The sequence below is a fragment of the Clostridium sp. CTA-1 genome, from assembly GCF_054768215.1.
The window spans coordinates 172,856-187,904 of the sequence record NZ_BAAAAP010000004.1 but is presented as its reverse complement, the minus strand read 5'-3'; the positions used below and the strand labels follow the sequence as shown (position 1 = coordinate 187,904).

The 15,049-nt window shown below is 27.6% G+C and carries 13 protein-coding genes; 2 read left to right on the top strand and 11 right to left on the bottom strand.

All coding sequences use genetic code 11. The features are described from left to right. Window positions 1–184: 184 nt before the first annotated feature. The 9 genes from ACYUEW_RS04800 to ACYUEW_RS04760 all read right to left on the bottom strand — a co-directional run bounded on the left by ACYUEW_RS04800 (window position 185) and on the right by ACYUEW_RS04760 (window position 11,738). Window positions 185–859 carry a TVP38/TMEM64 family protein gene (locus tag ACYUEW_RS04800; RefSeq protein ID WP_003487482.1) on the bottom strand — a complete coding sequence of 225 codons (675 nt, stop codon included), beginning with the start codon at window positions 857–859 and terminating at the stop codon, window positions 185–187. Window positions 860–884: 25 nt separating this feature from the next. Beyond that, window positions 885–1,451: a tRNA 5-(aminomethyl)-2-thiouridylate-methyltransferase MnmM gene (mnmM, locus tag ACYUEW_RS04795; protein ID WP_043031106.1), complete on the bottom strand. Its 567-nt coding sequence runs from the start codon at window positions 1,449–1,451 to the stop codon at window positions 885–887. Between the two features lie 43 nt (window positions 1,452–1,494). Further along, on the bottom strand, window positions 1,495–2,988 hold the full coding sequence (locus tag ACYUEW_RS04790) for a hypothetical protein (protein ID WP_163200634.1): 1,494 nt from the start codon (window positions 2,986–2,988) through the stop codon (window positions 1,495–1,497). A gap of 66 nt (window positions 2,989–3,054) precedes the next feature. Beyond that, entirely contained in the window at window positions 3,055–4,449 is a 1,395-nt protein-coding gene (locus tag ACYUEW_RS04785; protein WP_003487487.1) for a sensor histidine kinase, read from the bottom strand. Between the two features lie 9 nt (window positions 4,450–4,458). Further along, the gene (locus ACYUEW_RS04780; protein WP_003487489.1) at window positions 4,459–5,145 is read right to left on the bottom strand and encodes a response regulator transcription factor; all 687 of its coding nucleotides are present in this window, start codon (window positions 5,143–5,145) and stop codon (window positions 4,459–4,461) included. A gap of 107 nt (window positions 5,146–5,252) precedes the next feature. After that, a complete protein-coding gene (locus ACYUEW_RS04775; protein ID WP_265204172.1) occupies window positions 5,253–6,062 on the bottom strand; it encodes a polysaccharide deacetylase family protein in 810 nt (269 codons plus the stop codon). Window positions 6,063–6,435: 373 nt separating this feature from the next. Beyond that, the gene (locus ACYUEW_RS04770) at window positions 6,436–8,733 is read right to left on the bottom strand and encodes a hypothetical protein (protein WP_460276313.1); all 2,298 of its coding nucleotides are present in this window, start codon (window positions 8,731–8,733) and stop codon (window positions 6,436–6,438) included. A 31-nt stretch (window positions 8,734–8,764) separates the two neighbouring features. Then, window positions 8,765–10,861 (bottom strand): efflux RND transporter permease subunit, encoded by a 2,097-nt coding sequence (locus tag ACYUEW_RS04765; RefSeq protein ID WP_460276312.1) that lies wholly within the window; start codon window positions 10,859–10,861, stop codon window positions 8,765–8,767. A gap of 349 nt (window positions 10,862–11,210) precedes the next feature. Continuing rightward, a complete protein-coding gene (locus ACYUEW_RS04760) occupies window positions 11,211–11,738 on the bottom strand; it encodes a phosphatase PAP2 family protein (RefSeq protein WP_043031102.1) in 528 nt (175 codons plus the stop codon). A 123-nt stretch (window positions 11,739–11,861) separates the two neighbouring features. Between ACYUEW_RS04760 and ACYUEW_RS04755 the strand changes: the two genes are divergently transcribed. After that, the gene (locus ACYUEW_RS04755) at window positions 11,862–12,872 is read left to right on the top strand and encodes a PLL family lectin (RefSeq protein ID WP_043031100.1); all 1,011 of its coding nucleotides are present in this window, start codon (window positions 11,862–11,864) and stop codon (window positions 12,870–12,872) included. Window positions 12,873–13,223: 351 nt separating this feature from the next. Next, a complete protein-coding gene (locus tag ACYUEW_RS04750; RefSeq protein ID WP_187116469.1) occupies window positions 13,224–13,703 on the top strand; it encodes a DUF3189 family protein in 480 nt (159 codons plus the stop codon). A gap of 199 nt (window positions 13,704–13,902) precedes the next feature. Here the strand turns inward: ACYUEW_RS04750 and ACYUEW_RS04745 are convergent, their stop codons facing one another. Beyond that, window positions 13,903–14,496, bottom strand: coding sequence for a DUF3793 family protein (locus tag ACYUEW_RS04745; protein ID WP_003487504.1), 594 nt, complete (start codon window positions 14,494–14,496; stop codon window positions 13,903–13,905). 58 nt (window positions 14,497–14,554) lie between these two features. After that, a complete protein-coding gene (locus ACYUEW_RS04740) occupies window positions 14,555–14,842 on the bottom strand; it encodes a DUF2325 domain-containing protein (protein WP_003487510.1) in 288 nt (95 codons plus the stop codon). Window positions 14,843–15,049 lie beyond the last annotated feature (207 nt).

Sequence of the window (15,049 nt, the reverse complement as noted above, 5' to 3'; positions counted from 1 at the left end):
GCAGCGAATCCAGAGGAGGTTGCCTCTTTTACTGGGTAAAAAATTTTTAATGAAGTCGAATTTAGAACTACTTAGTAAAATGAATTGCTTTATGAATGTATTATTTATATTTACAGTTTTAAAATTAAGGCTATTTTGAGACATACTCTTGCGGTATTAAGACTAAATCTATTTTGTTTTGAAACTATAATTTTTCATTTTTTACAACATTAATCTTGCTTTTCTTATAGACATAAATTCCTATAATTGTAGTTAGTATAACTAAAAGTACAGGAACTATAAATTTTGAAGTTAACGGATTCATAACATTTTTCCCCATATAAGAATAACATAATGTTTCTGGTATAACTCCTAATAAAGATCCTAAAACAAAATGCTTATATTTCATTTTTGTAAGTCCTGAGGCATAACTTAAAGGATCATAGGGGAATATTGGTGGAAACCTCAAAAGAAATATAATCTTAAACCCTTCTTTTTCTATATTATTATCTAACTCTACAGCTTTTCCCCTTAAAATCTTATCCACAAAGGATTTGCCTAGAAGCCTGCTTAACCAAAAGGCCAAGCTTCCAGATAAGAAAAAGCCTAACATATTTAATATAAATCCCTTTACAGGTCCAAATAAGATTCCACCTACAAGGGACAACATAGAAGCTGGAATAATAAGAACTAAGGGTTTTAAAGCATACACTAATAAAAAACATATAGATGAAAACTTTCCACAACTTTGAATATATTTTACTGTACGTCTTATATTCATTCTTCTAATTGTATGTCCATGTTTTGCTAAAAACACAGCTACAATAATAACAATTAAACTTAAACCAATTATTTTGAATAAATCTTTTTTATTTTTCATAAGTTAACATTCTCCTCAACACATTCTACCTTTTTTCTATACAAATTAAAAATGGTGGATCATTAGCTTGGTTTATAAATGAATTTTTCATAACATTATAAACCTTTTGATCTAGTGCACTTGTAAATTTCTCCAAAACAGCTTTTTCTTCTTTTCCATTTTCATGACCATAATATATTACCAATAAAACTATACCATTATCATCTAATAGCTTTAAAGCTTTTTTTAGTGCTTTTAGAGTAGTTTCTGCTTTAGTTGTTATATTATGATCTTTTCCTGGTAAATATCCTAAATTAAAAATAAATAGTTTTACCTTTTCTTGTATATACCTGTCTAAATTCTCATGTCCATCATTTATAAGAGTTATATTTTTATAATCAATATCTTTTAATTTTTCTTTTGTTTTGTCTATAGCTTCTTTTTGAATATCAAAGGAAATTACTTTTCCTTCATTTCCCACTAAATTTGCTAATAATATAGTATCATGTCCTTTACCTAAAGTACAATCTACAGCTATATCACCAAATTCTAATGTATTTTCACATATATATTTTGCTATACTAACTGCGTTATTAAACTTTTCTTTTGACATTTTCTACCATTCCCTTTTTATAGTTAACCCATCTATATTTCTATTATTTTATTATGTGTGTGTTTTTATTTTTTAAAATAGTATCTGTCCATTTTTTGACGTAATCTGCCGTAGCCCACTCTGCCATAACTACAGTTTCTTTATCTAGCTCCATTTGATAAACAGGCTTATTAGATAGTTTTCCATCCTCCATAGTATATACATATAACTCTTTTTCTGTAGTTATTATAGCTAAATCTTTATTAGGAGAAGTATAGGCATCTAAGGCATTAGGAACTTTACTTTTAATACTATTCCAAGATAAATGTAAATCGTCATAATTTAATATTTTTTTAGGTATCTCAGTATTGATATTAAAGTCTATATATTCCTCTTTATTAACTATTCCATTTAATCTACCTTTAAGTATCCAATGTCCATTTCTTCTACTAAGAAAAAAACTATCATTTCTACAGCTTTTTTCTACTTTATTTAATATATCTTTATCCTTAGATTTAATGCAACTTTCTAAAGATGATGCTAATATTTTTTCACTATCCTTCTCTATTATATCACCTATATTTACCCCTGCCATTGCATTTATATTGTCAATAGGTAACATTTTAACTTTATATAACTCAGTAGGCTGATTTTTATGAATATTATTATATTCTATAGATATGTAATCATTACTTACAAATAATATATCCCTATATATATTTCTATTTTTAATATCCTGTTCTAGTATAAAATTATTTTTTATTGGATAGTTATTATATAATGGATTTACAAATATAGTATCTTGTATATTATTTAAATTATTTATTCTATTAACTCCAATTTCACAAAATCCATTTTTCCTAGGCACAAATAAATTCTCCGTTTCTATCACATTCTTTAAATTTCTATTTCGGGAAGAAATAAAAATAGTTCTGTATTTTTTTTCATTTTTATACTCATCTACATAGTCCTCTTTTGAACTTTTTAATCCTATCAATATACCGGTCCTTAATAATGTATATCTCTTGGGCATTACTATATCCTGTGAGGAATTTTTTTCTTTTATATTATATTTAGGTTCAATATATGAATTATTAGATTTTTTTGTTAAGATTAATAATTGATTATCCACACATACTAATAATTTCTTTTCATCTATTTTTATAAAATCATAGAAAGGATTATTGTCCCAGGAAGTTGAAATAACTTCTATTTCTTTTTTATTTATATTTAATCTATTAGGCTTGAGTTTTAATTTATATAGAAAATACTCTTCTGTTTTTACGGTTTTAACCTTAAATTCAGGTAATTTACATACTTCATTTCCTAATATTATATATTCAGAATTTATAATAACATCCTTATCTTTTAGTTTTAGCCTTAATTTACTATCTTTGTCTAAATTGCTAAAATCAATTTTCCAAGTTCCTTGTATTGGACAGGAGTTGTTATTAGGAGCTACTATATTATTTTTATTATTACCTAAATTCACACAGGCAGTTATGGTTAATGAATAAATAAAAATCATAAATATTAATAGAATTTTACTTTTTCTCATATGAATTCTCCTAGTTATATATACTAAATTAATATTAATTATATTTAACTATAAAATAAATTTGTATTATAGTTTTATTACTGGTAATTTTACCGATATAGTAGTGCCTTTGTTCTCTTCGCTTTCTATATGTAATACTCCATTGTGAAGCTTTACTATTTCATCACATATGGATAACCCTATGCCATTTTTTGATTTACCACTGTTACCTTTATAAAACTTTTCTTTAACCCTCGGTAAATCTTCCTTGCTTATCCCTACCCCTGTATCTTTCACAAAAATTGTTATATATTCTTCTTCATACTTAATATTTAACTCTACTAGTCCTCCTTCTGGAGTAAATTTAAAAGCATTATCCAATAAATTTATTAAAACTTGTTTTATTCTATTTTTATCACCATATATATTAGGCAGTTTATTTATACAGGTTGCTTTAAAATTTATTCTATTTCTATAAGCATAGGGTTCTAATTGCTTTCTTACTGTATCTATTATTTCACATATATTTATTTCTTCTTTATTTAAATTCATCTTTCCTGATACGAACTTTGAAAAATCTAATAATTCTTCTACCATTCCGCTTAGTCTTTCGCTCTCATCTTCTATTATTTTTAATCCATCTTTTAAAACTTCTTTATCTACTTCATTAGAGTTTAATGTTATTGACCATCCCTTTATGGAGGTCAAAGGAGTTCTTAGTTCATGGGATACAGAAGATATAAATTCATTTTTTAGCTGATCTTTTTTTACTATCTCATCTGCCATATAATTTAATGTATCTGATAGTTCTCCAAACTCATCATCAAACATTTTTTCACTTTTAACTTTAAAATTACCAGAGGCCATCTTATTTGCTACGTAAGTTAATTCTTTTATAGGTTCTGTTATACTATTAGCTAAAAATAGACTAACTAAGCCAGATATTAAAATTACTACTAACCCAATAAGTAAAAAGCCTAAAGATATCCTTGCTATATCACTATTTACATATCTTAATGAAGTTATAAATCTTAATACTCCAACTATTTGATTGTCTGATTTTAATGGATAGGTTACTGCCATTACACCAGAAGTATCATAGTCAACTTTGCCTAACCATACTCCTTTTTCTCCTTTTAATGCCTTTTGAACATCTGAAGTCTTTATCTGGTCTTTATTTGATACTCCTATAGAATCCATTAAGACTTTACCCTTTGTATCTATTATTTGTACCTGAGCAGAGGTCTGTCTCCAAAATACATCTACATTATCTAATACATTATCTTCTAAGGGTGAATTTGAAAAATATTTGTTATAAAATTCTGCAGAAGTTTTTATTTGATTAGAAATAGCATCCTCTAAATTATTATAATAATAATGTCTTGTAAAAAGAATTAATAAAAATTCTAGTATAAAAACACTTATTATTATAATTAATATGAAATTTACCATTAACCTTCTTTTTACACTTATTTTACTCATAATAACTCCTTAAGTGTTTTGCCATCTATAACCTGTTCCCCATACAGTATTTATAAATTTAGGCTCAGATGGTGTTTCTTCTATTTTTGATCTTAATCTTCTTATATTTACATCTACAATTTTAGAATCTCCCATAAAATCATAGCCCCAAACTAAATCCAATAACTCATCTCTATTAAAAGCTTTCCCCGGATTTTCAATAAATATTTTCATAAGTAAATATTCTGTTGGGGTTATGTCTATTTCTTCTTCATCTTTATAGATTTTTTTTGAATAAAGATCTATTTTAAATGGCCCTCCAGTTATTATATTATCATCATTTTCCTTTACTGCATTAACCCTTCTTAATATAGCTTTTATTCTTAGAGTAAGTTCTAAAGGATTAAAGGGTTTTATTATATAATCATCTGCCCCATATTCTAATCCTAAAACTTTATCTGTATCTTGGCTTTTAGCGGTAAGCATTATTATTCCCATATTAGTGAACTCCTGTCTTAGAATTTTACACACTTCTAATCCATCCATCCCTGGTAACATAATATCTAATATAACTACCTCTGGTTTATGTTCTCTTGCTTTTTCTACCCCCTCTTCTCCTGTTTCTGCTTCTATTACATCAAAATTATTCATCTTCAAATTTACTTTTACAAAGCCTCTTATAGAAGGTTCATCTTCTACTATTAATATTTTATCCATATATTCCACCTCAGTTTTTAGTATCTTATTTTTATATCTTTAGTATATTGTAATTTTTGCTTTCTTTACAACTTTTAACTATAAATTTAAGATATTTTATATATATACTATTTTAAGGCTTTGAATTCGTAGCCCTGTGATATTAAATACTCTATTATATCTGGCAATGCCTCTACAGTAGTTTTTTTCGCTGCACAATCATGCATTAGCACAACTACATGATTTTTTCCTTCAATAGTACTTTTTACATTTTGTATTAATTTCTCTTTTGGTATATTATTTCCTTCTGCATCTCCATTTAAAGCATTCCAATCCATGTTATAATACCCCTTCTTTTTTATAGCCTCTTTATAAGGATTTAATCTATCTCCAAAAGATCCTCCAGGAAACCTTACTAGTTTTATATCATAGTTAGATCCTACTATAGATTTTATAACATTTTGAGTTTTATCTACTTCATTTACAAAAACATCTACGCTAGAATAAATATTTTTATAATTATGAGTATAAGTATGATTGCCTATGGAATGCCCCTCTTTAATTTGTCTCTCTATTATACTTTTATTCTCCCTTGCTAAGTTTCCCACTACAAAAAAAGTAGCCTTTATGTTGTATTTTTTTAATATATCTAATATATCATTACTTAGATAGCTTGGTCCATCATCAAAGGTTAAAAAGGCTATTTTCTTACCGTCTTTCTTAAATACTTGCTTAGCATCATATTTGTCCTTTACATATTCACTAAACACTACCTTATCATCCATTTGTTTAATTACCATTTTACTATCGTTAACCATTTCTTTTTTCATAACTTGTTTTTCATTATTTTTATCTACTATGTTTTTGGTGACGAAAAAACCTGCTATAAAAAACAAAGCACATATTGTTATTAATAAAATTTTATTTTTTTTATCCATATTAACAGCCTCCAAAAACTTTCATTTATAATAATACTAATTTAAATAGAATTTTGGGTTACAAACTTATTAAAATATATTTATAAATAATAGCTATTATAATTATATTGTAATTATTTTTAGTCTTATTTACCACATAACATTTAATATAACTAATAGTTATATTTAAATAGCTTTATCTATACAACTTGAAACAATTTTATCACCTTCCTTACATTAAATTAATACTAAATGAATTTTATTTAATATTTATTATAGATTTACTATAAATCTTTTTCATATCATCTTTAATAATATATGAAGAACTTATTTAATAATGAACATAAAAAGGCAGTTCTTAATAATTAAGAACTGCCTTTCTCTATTATGAAAATTAACTAAATAAATTTTTTATCCAGTTACCTATTCCGCCTTTTTCTTGTTCTTGAGCAGATGTTTTATCTTGTGTTGATGCTTTCTCTTCCTTCTTAGGTTCTTCTTCTTTTGGTTTCTTTATTTCATCTGTTCTCATTATGAATTTAACATTACCTTCCATGTCATCCCCTAAGCCTGTGAAAGTTCCATAATTCTTAGATAGGTTAACTATTTCATCTTTTACATCTAATATTTCTTTTACATCTGTTATCTTTGTACCCAATTTATCATCTATTTTCTTTACGCCTTCATTATTAAACTTTGTCATGTTAACACTTAACTCTTTATTTCCTTTAGCAATGTTATTTGCACCGTCACTTAGTTTTGAAGTAGCACCTTTTGCTAACGATAAGCCACCATTTAATTTTCCTGCTCCCCCAGTTAATTTACTTGCTCCTGCACTTAATTGTGATGTTGCTCCTTTTGCTGCTGATAAACCACCATTTAGCTTATTGGATCCATCTACTAATACATTGGATTTTGAATCTAAGGCAGATAATCCTACTTTTAATTTTTCACTTCCTTCATTTAATTGACCTATTGCTTCTCCTAATTTAGGAGTTGATTGTTCTACATTTTTGTTAAGCTCTTTTGCACCTTGGCTTAAGCCTGATGTTCCACTTACTAAATCATTAGTACCCTTATAAAGTTTTTGTGAACCTTCGTATAAATTCTTTTGTCCTTGTTGCACTTGACTTATGCCTGTATCTAAATTTTGTGCACCTTGTTTTGCCTCTCCAAGTTTACCTTCTAAATTTGATAATCCTCCAATAATTTGTTGACTACTTCCTTGCATTACTTCTAATGAAGCTATCTCTGCATCAATTTTTTGAAGTACTGATGTTCTTACACTTTCATCTTCTATCTGATTTGCTACCGCTCTTAGATTTCTCATATTATTTAAATTATTATTTATTCCATTAATCTCCTGCTGTTTAGCAGCTTTAATACTAGCTGCAGCTCCTGCTGCTTGTTCCATTCCACCTGCAATTTGTTGGGTTCCTGCTTTTATATTTTCTGTATTTTTAACTAACTCTCCCAATCCATCACTTATTTTTGCTGTATTCTCATTTATATTTTTTGCTCCAACTTCTAATTTTATAGAACCATCTTGAATCTGATTTGTTGCTTTTGGTAATTCCTTCATTTTCTCAGTCTCTTTACCTAATTTTGATATTCCATCATTTAATTTTACTGCACCATTTTTAGATGTATTTACCCCTCCTGTGTATTGTTTTATTCCTGCTGCTAAATCTCCTGTTTTTGCTTCCATTTGTTCTATAGCGCCACCAAATTTATTCATATTTCCTGATAACTGTCCAATACCACTATATAACTGTGATGCACCTGATGCTAATTGTCCTGTTTTACCAGCTAATTCACTATTACCATTTGCTAATTTAGAAGCTCCGTCTGCTAATTTAGAGGATCCATCTTCTAATTTTGATGTGGCATCTTTTATATCATTTATACCATTTTGTAGTTCATCTATTTTATCTGATTTTTCTATTTTGTCCATTTCTGGTACTTTTGTTGTAGCTGTCATCATTATAGGTGCTAATTCAAAATCTTTTGCATCCGCTGTTATTTCTATTTCATCTTTTAAATCTATATCAAGTATATTTTCATCCACATTTAAGCTTTCTTTTAATCCTGGTACAGTTACAAATGTTATAGCTTGATTATTTCCGTCGGATATTATTTCTCCTTCACTTACTTCTACATTTGTAAATTTATCTATTGGAAGATTTACTACTGAAGCTACTGCAAAAGGTGTATATATAGTTCTTTCCTTTCCATTTACAGTTACTTTATGAGCATCTGTGTTTTTAATTTTTATATTGATAGTTACTTTTCCTGATTTTCCTGCTAATTCTTGTGGTTTTATTTCTTTTCCATCTAATTTATAAACTATGTCTGTTTCTATAGGCAGCTTTTTATCTGTTTTTCCTTGATAGAATATGTCCTTTTTATCTGATTTCCAAGTTACTTTATCTCCTGAAATTTCAGGCTTTTCATTTCCTTTTATATTTTTTATTCCTGTTAGTTCTGATTTATCTTTTATACTTATTCCTGCGTTTTCTGAATGTAACCAATCACTAACTATCTTCTCTTTTATTACTCCGTTTTGATTTAATGTAACATAAACTGATTCATCCTTTTTAATAGTATCTGCAGCATATACTACATTTGAACTAAGCATTGAACCTATTATTACTAAACTTGCAACTTTCTTAGACATACATTTATAATTCATCCTAACCATCTCCTCAAATTTTATTTATCTTCTAAGCTGACATTTTATTTGCTTCTTTTGATGTATTACTTTTTCTCCATCCCTTTGTTGTCTTAGCTATTATAGGCTCTGCTACTATCAATATGGATGGTAATATAAATACTGTTACAAACATACTTATGATAGCTCCACGAGCCATTAATATACATAAGCTATCAATTAACTCCATTTTAGAAACAATAGCAACCCCTGCAGTTGCACTAAAGAATGTTAAAGAGCTTGTTATTATAGATTTTGCTGAACCTTGTATAGATATTTTCATAGCCTCAAATTTATCATGACCATATCCCAATTCTTCTTTAAACCTATTTGTCATTAATATAGCATAGTCTACAGTAGCCCCCAACTGTATAGTACCTATTACTATAGAAGCTACAAATGGTATCTCCGTTCCTGTGTAAAATGGTATACCCATATTTATAAATATAGCTAATTGAATAGCTGATACTAATATCACTGGAATTGATACTGACTTAAACACAAAGAATATTATTGCAAATATAGCTAATATAGAAACATAACTTACATTTTTAAAATCTTTATCTGCAATTTCTATTAAGTCTTTTGTTAAAGGTCCTTCCCCTGCTATCATTGCTTCTTTATCATAATTTTTTACTATTTTATTTATCTCTGTTATTTGTGCGTTTTCTTCATCTCTAGCTGCTTTATATTCTGAATTCGCTATTATTAAATTGTAACCACCTTTTTTAAAGGTATCTTTTACTTCCTGTGGTAAGAAACTTTCTGGTACAGCTGAACCTATTATTTTATCATAGGATAGTACTTTACCTATACCATCTACCTTTTCTATTTTTTCTACCATTTCTTTTATTTCATAAGGTTTTACTTTATCTCTTACTATTATAAAATGAGTTGTTGTCATATTATAATTATCTTTTAGTTTATTTAAGGCTACAATAGATTGCATATCTTTAGGTAAAGTTTCATCTAAATTATAATAAACCTTAGCATTTTTTTCTCCATACACTGCAGGCAGGAATGCTATTAAAAATATAATTATAAACAATTTGTATTTTTTAGTTACTAATCCTGCAGTCTTATTAAACTCTGGCAATATAGTTTTATGAGTATATTTATGAATGGCTTTATCAAAGTATAATATAAAAGCTGGAAGTATTGTTACTGTAGATATAACGCCTAAAACTACTCCCTTTGCCATTACAAGTCCTATGTCTTTTCCTAAAGTTAAGTTCATTGCACATAATGCTAAGAACCCTGCTATGGTTGTAAGAGAACTACCCCCTATAGCTGTAATAGTATTGCTCACTGCCTCTGCCATAGCTTCATTTCTATTTTCAAATTTTTCTTTTTCTTCTTCATACCTATGAAGTAAAAATATTGAGTAATCCATGGTAACCCCTAATTGGAGCACTGCTGCTAAGGCTTTAGTTATATAGGATATTTCTCCTAATAACACATTAGTTCCCATATTGTAAGCTACTGCAAAACCTATGGATATAAGGAATATAAATGGTACCAATGTGGATTCCATAGTAAGCATTAAAACTACTACTGATAAAGCTACTGCTGTCAATACATAAAAAGGTGTTTCTTTGTCTGATAAATCTTTAGTATCTTTTATTATTGCTGACATTCCGCTCAAAAAGCATTGCTTATTTAAATGTGTTCTTACGTTTGCTATAGCTTCTTGTGTTGTTTCTGATGCCGGTGATTCCTTAAACTTTATGATCATTAGTGTAGAATCCTTATTATAGAAAGAATCTTTTATTTTATCTGGCAATATTTCTTTTGGTATAGATGTGTCCATTAAATCATCTACCCAAAGTACTTTTTCTACACCATCAACTTTAGCTATTTTATCTTTAATCTTCACTATGTCTTTGGCTTCCATATTATCAATTACCACCATAGAAGTAGCAGCACTAGAAAAAGTTTTATCTAATACCTTTTGCCCCTTTACCGTATCTAATTGCTCTGGAAGATAAGATAGTATATCATAGTTTATCTTTGTCTTTGCCATTCCATAAAAAGATGGTATTAACAAAGCTATTGCTACTATAAGAACTAGCACCCTCTTTTCTGTAATAAATTTCCCAAATTTTTTCACTGGAATCATCTCCCTATATAAATTTAAAATTTATGATTTCTGTATACTTTGCTCTCATTTCATTTATAATTATCAGAGCATAATGACTTTAAGTCATTTATCACAATACCAATTATATACTAAAATGACTTAAAGTCAATACTATTTTTTGTTATTTATATTAAAAATTTTTTAAGTTTTTTTTAACAGAATATAGCCTATTTATTTACTTTTACAATTTAAAATATAAAAATATATATAAAAAAGATGTCTCAAAATTAAATCTATTTGAGACATCTCATTTTTTATATTTGAATATATAATTTTAAGACTTTTTATCTAATCACTATATTTAATACTTCAACTGAAATTAAGAATTTCGTTTATTATAAATATAAAGTATTATATTAGCACTGATTATGCCGATTAAAGCTCCTACTAATACATCTGATGGATAATGAACATATAAATATAATCTTGAAAAAGCTATAGAAAAAGCTAATATATATATGGGTAATTTAAATTTTTTTATTTTTTTTCCTATAACTATAGCTACGGCAAAGGATGATACTGTATGTCCTGATGGGAAAGAAAAACTTTTAGGTGCTTTAACCAATAGATTTATTCCTTCTATAGCCGTAAAAGGTCGTCCCCTTTGTACTAAATTTTTAAGTACCACCTCACCTATTAATGAACTTAGTACTAATGAAGCTATACATAGCATTCCTACTTTTCTATATTTCTTGCTTATTAACAATAATAAAGATATTGCTATCCAAATTAATCCCAAATTCCCTATAGATGTTATAAATATCATTATTTTATCTAAAAAATCATTTGCTATATTCCTATGAATAAAGTCTAATAAGTATATGTCCACATTTTGTATAAAATTCATCTCTTATCCTCCGTTAATTTTTTATTTCAATCCAACTTATCATAATTATATTTTAAAATACTATTGTAACATATTTTTTATTATAGAATATTATAAATTGAGCAATTTTAAAAGGAGTTCTTTATGTACCCATTCTTTGGTAATCCAAATTATTCTAATACTTATGATGCAAATGAAAATTTTGTATGTCCATATTTTTTAAGTTCTTATAATAATTCTGAGAACAACTGTGAAAACTTTAGAGGAGAATATTGTAACTTTGAAAATTCAGAAGAAAACATGAAAAATAGAAATATAGAAGGAACTGAGTATGAAGGTCTTCTTAGAGCTTGGGGCCCTTGGAATAATCTAGGTGGTAATATTACTTCTGGTTTAGGGGCTTCTTCTTGGGCTGCTAATAGAATAGACTTATTTGCTAGAGGAAGAAATGGAGAATTAATTCATAATTGGTTCGATAATGGTAGATGGAATTATTGGGAAAATCTTGGAGGAATTTTAACCTCTTCTCCTAAAGCTGTATCTTGGGGTTTTAACAGAATTGATGTAGTATGTCGTGGTACTGATAATGCTATGTATCATAAATGGTGGAATGGCTCTAGTTGGAGTGGCTTTGAAAATCTCGGTGGAAATCTTACATCAGCTCCTACTATTTGTTCCTGGGCTTCTAACAGATTAGATTGCTTTGTTAGAGGTACCGATAACCAACTACACCATAAATGGTGGGATGGCTCTAGTTGGAGTCAGTGGCAAGCTCTAGGGGGAAATCTTACTTCAGGTCCAGGTGCAGTTTCTTGGGGACCTAATAGAATTGACGTATTCGCCCGTAGTAGGAACAACACCCTAATTCATAAATGGTGGAACGGAACTAGCTGGAGTCAGTGGGAAGACTTAGGTGGATTCTTAACTTCTGCCCCTTGTGCTTCCTCTAGAGGACAAAATAGGATTGATGTTTTTGCTCGTGGAAGAAATAATAGACTTATATATAAATACTGGGATGGATCTCGTTGGAGTGATTGGAGTGATCTCAATGGTAATTTAACATCTGAGCCAGTTTCTGTTTCTAAAGATTCATCTACCATAAATATATTTGCAAAAGGTCCTAGAGAAAATGTTATAGAGAGAATATACTCTTAAATTATATTTGATTTAATATCTACAACAAAAATACACCCCATAAACTAATTTATTTTTATTAAAAAGTTCTAAAATTGACTGAATTAAAAATTTTTTACCCATTTGATTCATCTTTCTTAAGTTCACACCTAATTTCTTATCCCCTATGAGAAATTAGGTGAATTTTTAATTAGGTTAAGTTTAGAACTACTAAAGCTTATTCATATGTTTATAAAGCTTATTTATTATCTTGCTATATCAAAATTAATTATATTTTTTCTACTGTTTATTATTATTTAATACATATATTATGTTAAAGAGGTAAAAATAACATATATCATAGCAATAAAATTCTTATTATTATAAAAGTAGGTGAACATTATTATGGTTATATATCATGATGTGGGAGGTTCTCACTCTAGCTGTGTAGCAGCTAATATACATGTTAAAAATTTACCATCAAATACGACTCCTACCAAAGAGGATTTACTAAAACTACCCACCTTTGATAAGATTACAAAAAAAGATGTAGGTCATCTTAAATTTATAGGAGTAGATGAATTTGGTCATAAAGTATATACTATAAGTGTACAATATAAACCTAATATAGTAATACCAGCTCTTAGAGACATGTATACAGAAATCAAAGGATTTGACGATGATTTAATATTGGTTAGTTCTCAACCTTTTGTAAATACATGGATGAAAATTGGTGGTTTTACATCTAGAAAATTAGGTATCGTGCCTATAGGAAGACCTATTGTAACTTATGGTACATTAAAATCCTATAAGGAAATCGTTAATTTAGTTGAAAAAGTAAAAAAGAAAATACAAATTGGTGTCCCAATGTAAAACTTTGAGACACCAATTTGTATTTTAATAATGCTTTTTATATGAAATTAATTTTTACTTTCTCTTTTATGTTTTAACTTAATCCAAATAATCTACCTACTTGATATACCTAATTTATCAGATATCTTATGTAAATCTATTTCTATATCTTTTACTTTTCTTCATCTATCATATTTATAGCTAAAAATATATTTTAATATTAATCGTAAACTTGTTCTTTTTCTAATACTTCTAAAATCATATTAGTCCTGCTTATATCATAAGTGGTAAATTGTTTTTTAGCCTTTTGTATATCGTTATAAACTTTCCAATAACCACAATATATACATTCTCTCTTAGGATCTTGTATAAAAGATTTTACTTCCTCTAAAGGTATACCTAAAAAAATACCTATTTCATGAGGACAAGTATCTTTAAACCTACTTTTTAATTTTAATAAAAATGACTCTTCATTAGAAAAATCTCTATATCCTATCTCTTTTAAAAATTCTAAGTTGTATTTATTGTATAGTACCTTATTTAAGGCTTCTTTATGATAAAACAAAATAGTTGTGCATTTATCTGTTTTTTTCAATTCTATATAATTAATTTTGTAAATTTCTAAAAATTCTTTTTTATATTTACTCCATAATAAATCTAAATTTTTACCGCTTGTGCTTAAAGTAACAATAGTGGATGGTTTTACTCCATCTAAGGTTGGAGCAATTAAATACAAAAGCAAGGAATATAAATATTTTTTATTTTCCATGGCATTTATAACATTCATATACTTTGTCACTAAATTTCTACTCATATTTAACTCCTTTTAGTGTATTACTTCCTTTCACGTTAATTTAATAACACCCTTAACATTAATTTTCCCCTATGGTATCCTTTAATGTTTTCTCAATGCTAGTCCAAGCTCTTCTAGAATAAACTATCCTAGTGTTTTGAGATTTACTTTGTTCTTTTATAGATTCTACCACAGTATGCCCAACATAATCTGTTAATACTAAAACTAAATCTGTATTGGTAGGTACCTGTATTTTTCTATGTCTAGTCCTTCTACCTGTAACATGACTTATTTTATTAAATCCCATTTCTTTTAAGTTTTCTTTTATGGTTTGAATCTTATCTCCTCCCACAACGAAAACACTCATGAATAACACCCCTAAACTATCTATTTTTAATTTATATTATATCTTTCACCCCGAAACTGAGAATCAATTTCATTTAGATTATATAACAAATGAGACATAAAATCAATAGTATTTGAGAAATAATTTGATATTTATTAGTACAAAATAAAATAAATTATATTCATTTATTAAAAAAGTAATACTGTGTCAAAATAAAATTAGCTCTAT

Coding starts and splice junctions, on each gene's coding strand:
- ACYUEW_RS04760 (WP_043031102.1), bottom strand. CDS start 11,738: ATGAATTTTATACAAAATGTGGACATATACTTATTAGACTTTATTCAT.
- mnmM (WP_043031106.1), bottom strand. CDS start 1,451: ATGTCAAAAGAAAAGTTTAATAACGCAGTTAGTATAGCAAAATATATA.
- ACYUEW_RS04780 (WP_003487489.1), bottom strand. CDS start 5,145: ATGGATAAAATATTAATAGTAGAAGATGAACCTTCTATAAGAGGCTTT.
- ACYUEW_RS04800 (WP_003487482.1), bottom strand. CDS start 859: ATGAAAAATAAAAAAGATTTATTCAAAATAATTGGTTTAAGTTTAATT.
- ACYUEW_RS04790 (WP_163200634.1), bottom strand. CDS start 2,988: ATGAGAAAAAGTAAAATTCTATTAATATTTATGATTTTTATTTATTCA.
- ACYUEW_RS04785 (WP_003487487.1), bottom strand. CDS start 4,449: ATGAGTAAAATAAGTGTAAAAAGAAGGTTAATGGTAAATTTCATATTA.
- ACYUEW_RS04775 (WP_265204172.1), bottom strand. CDS start 6,062: ATGGATAAAAAAAATAAAATTTTATTAATAACAATATGTGCTTTGTTT.
- ACYUEW_RS04745 (WP_003487504.1), bottom strand. CDS start 14,496: ATGAGTAGAAATTTAGTGACAAAGTATATGAATGTTATAAATGCCATG.
- ACYUEW_RS04755 (WP_043031100.1), top strand. CDS start 11,862: ATGTACCCATTCTTTGGTAATCCAAATTATTCTAATACTTATGATGCA.
- ACYUEW_RS04770 (WP_460276313.1), bottom strand. CDS start 8,733: ATGAATTATAAATGTATGTCTAAGAAAGTTGCAAGTTTAGTAATAATA.
- ACYUEW_RS04740 (WP_003487510.1), bottom strand. CDS start 14,842: ATGAGTGTTTTCGTTGTGGGAGGAGATAAGATTCAAACCATAAAAGAA.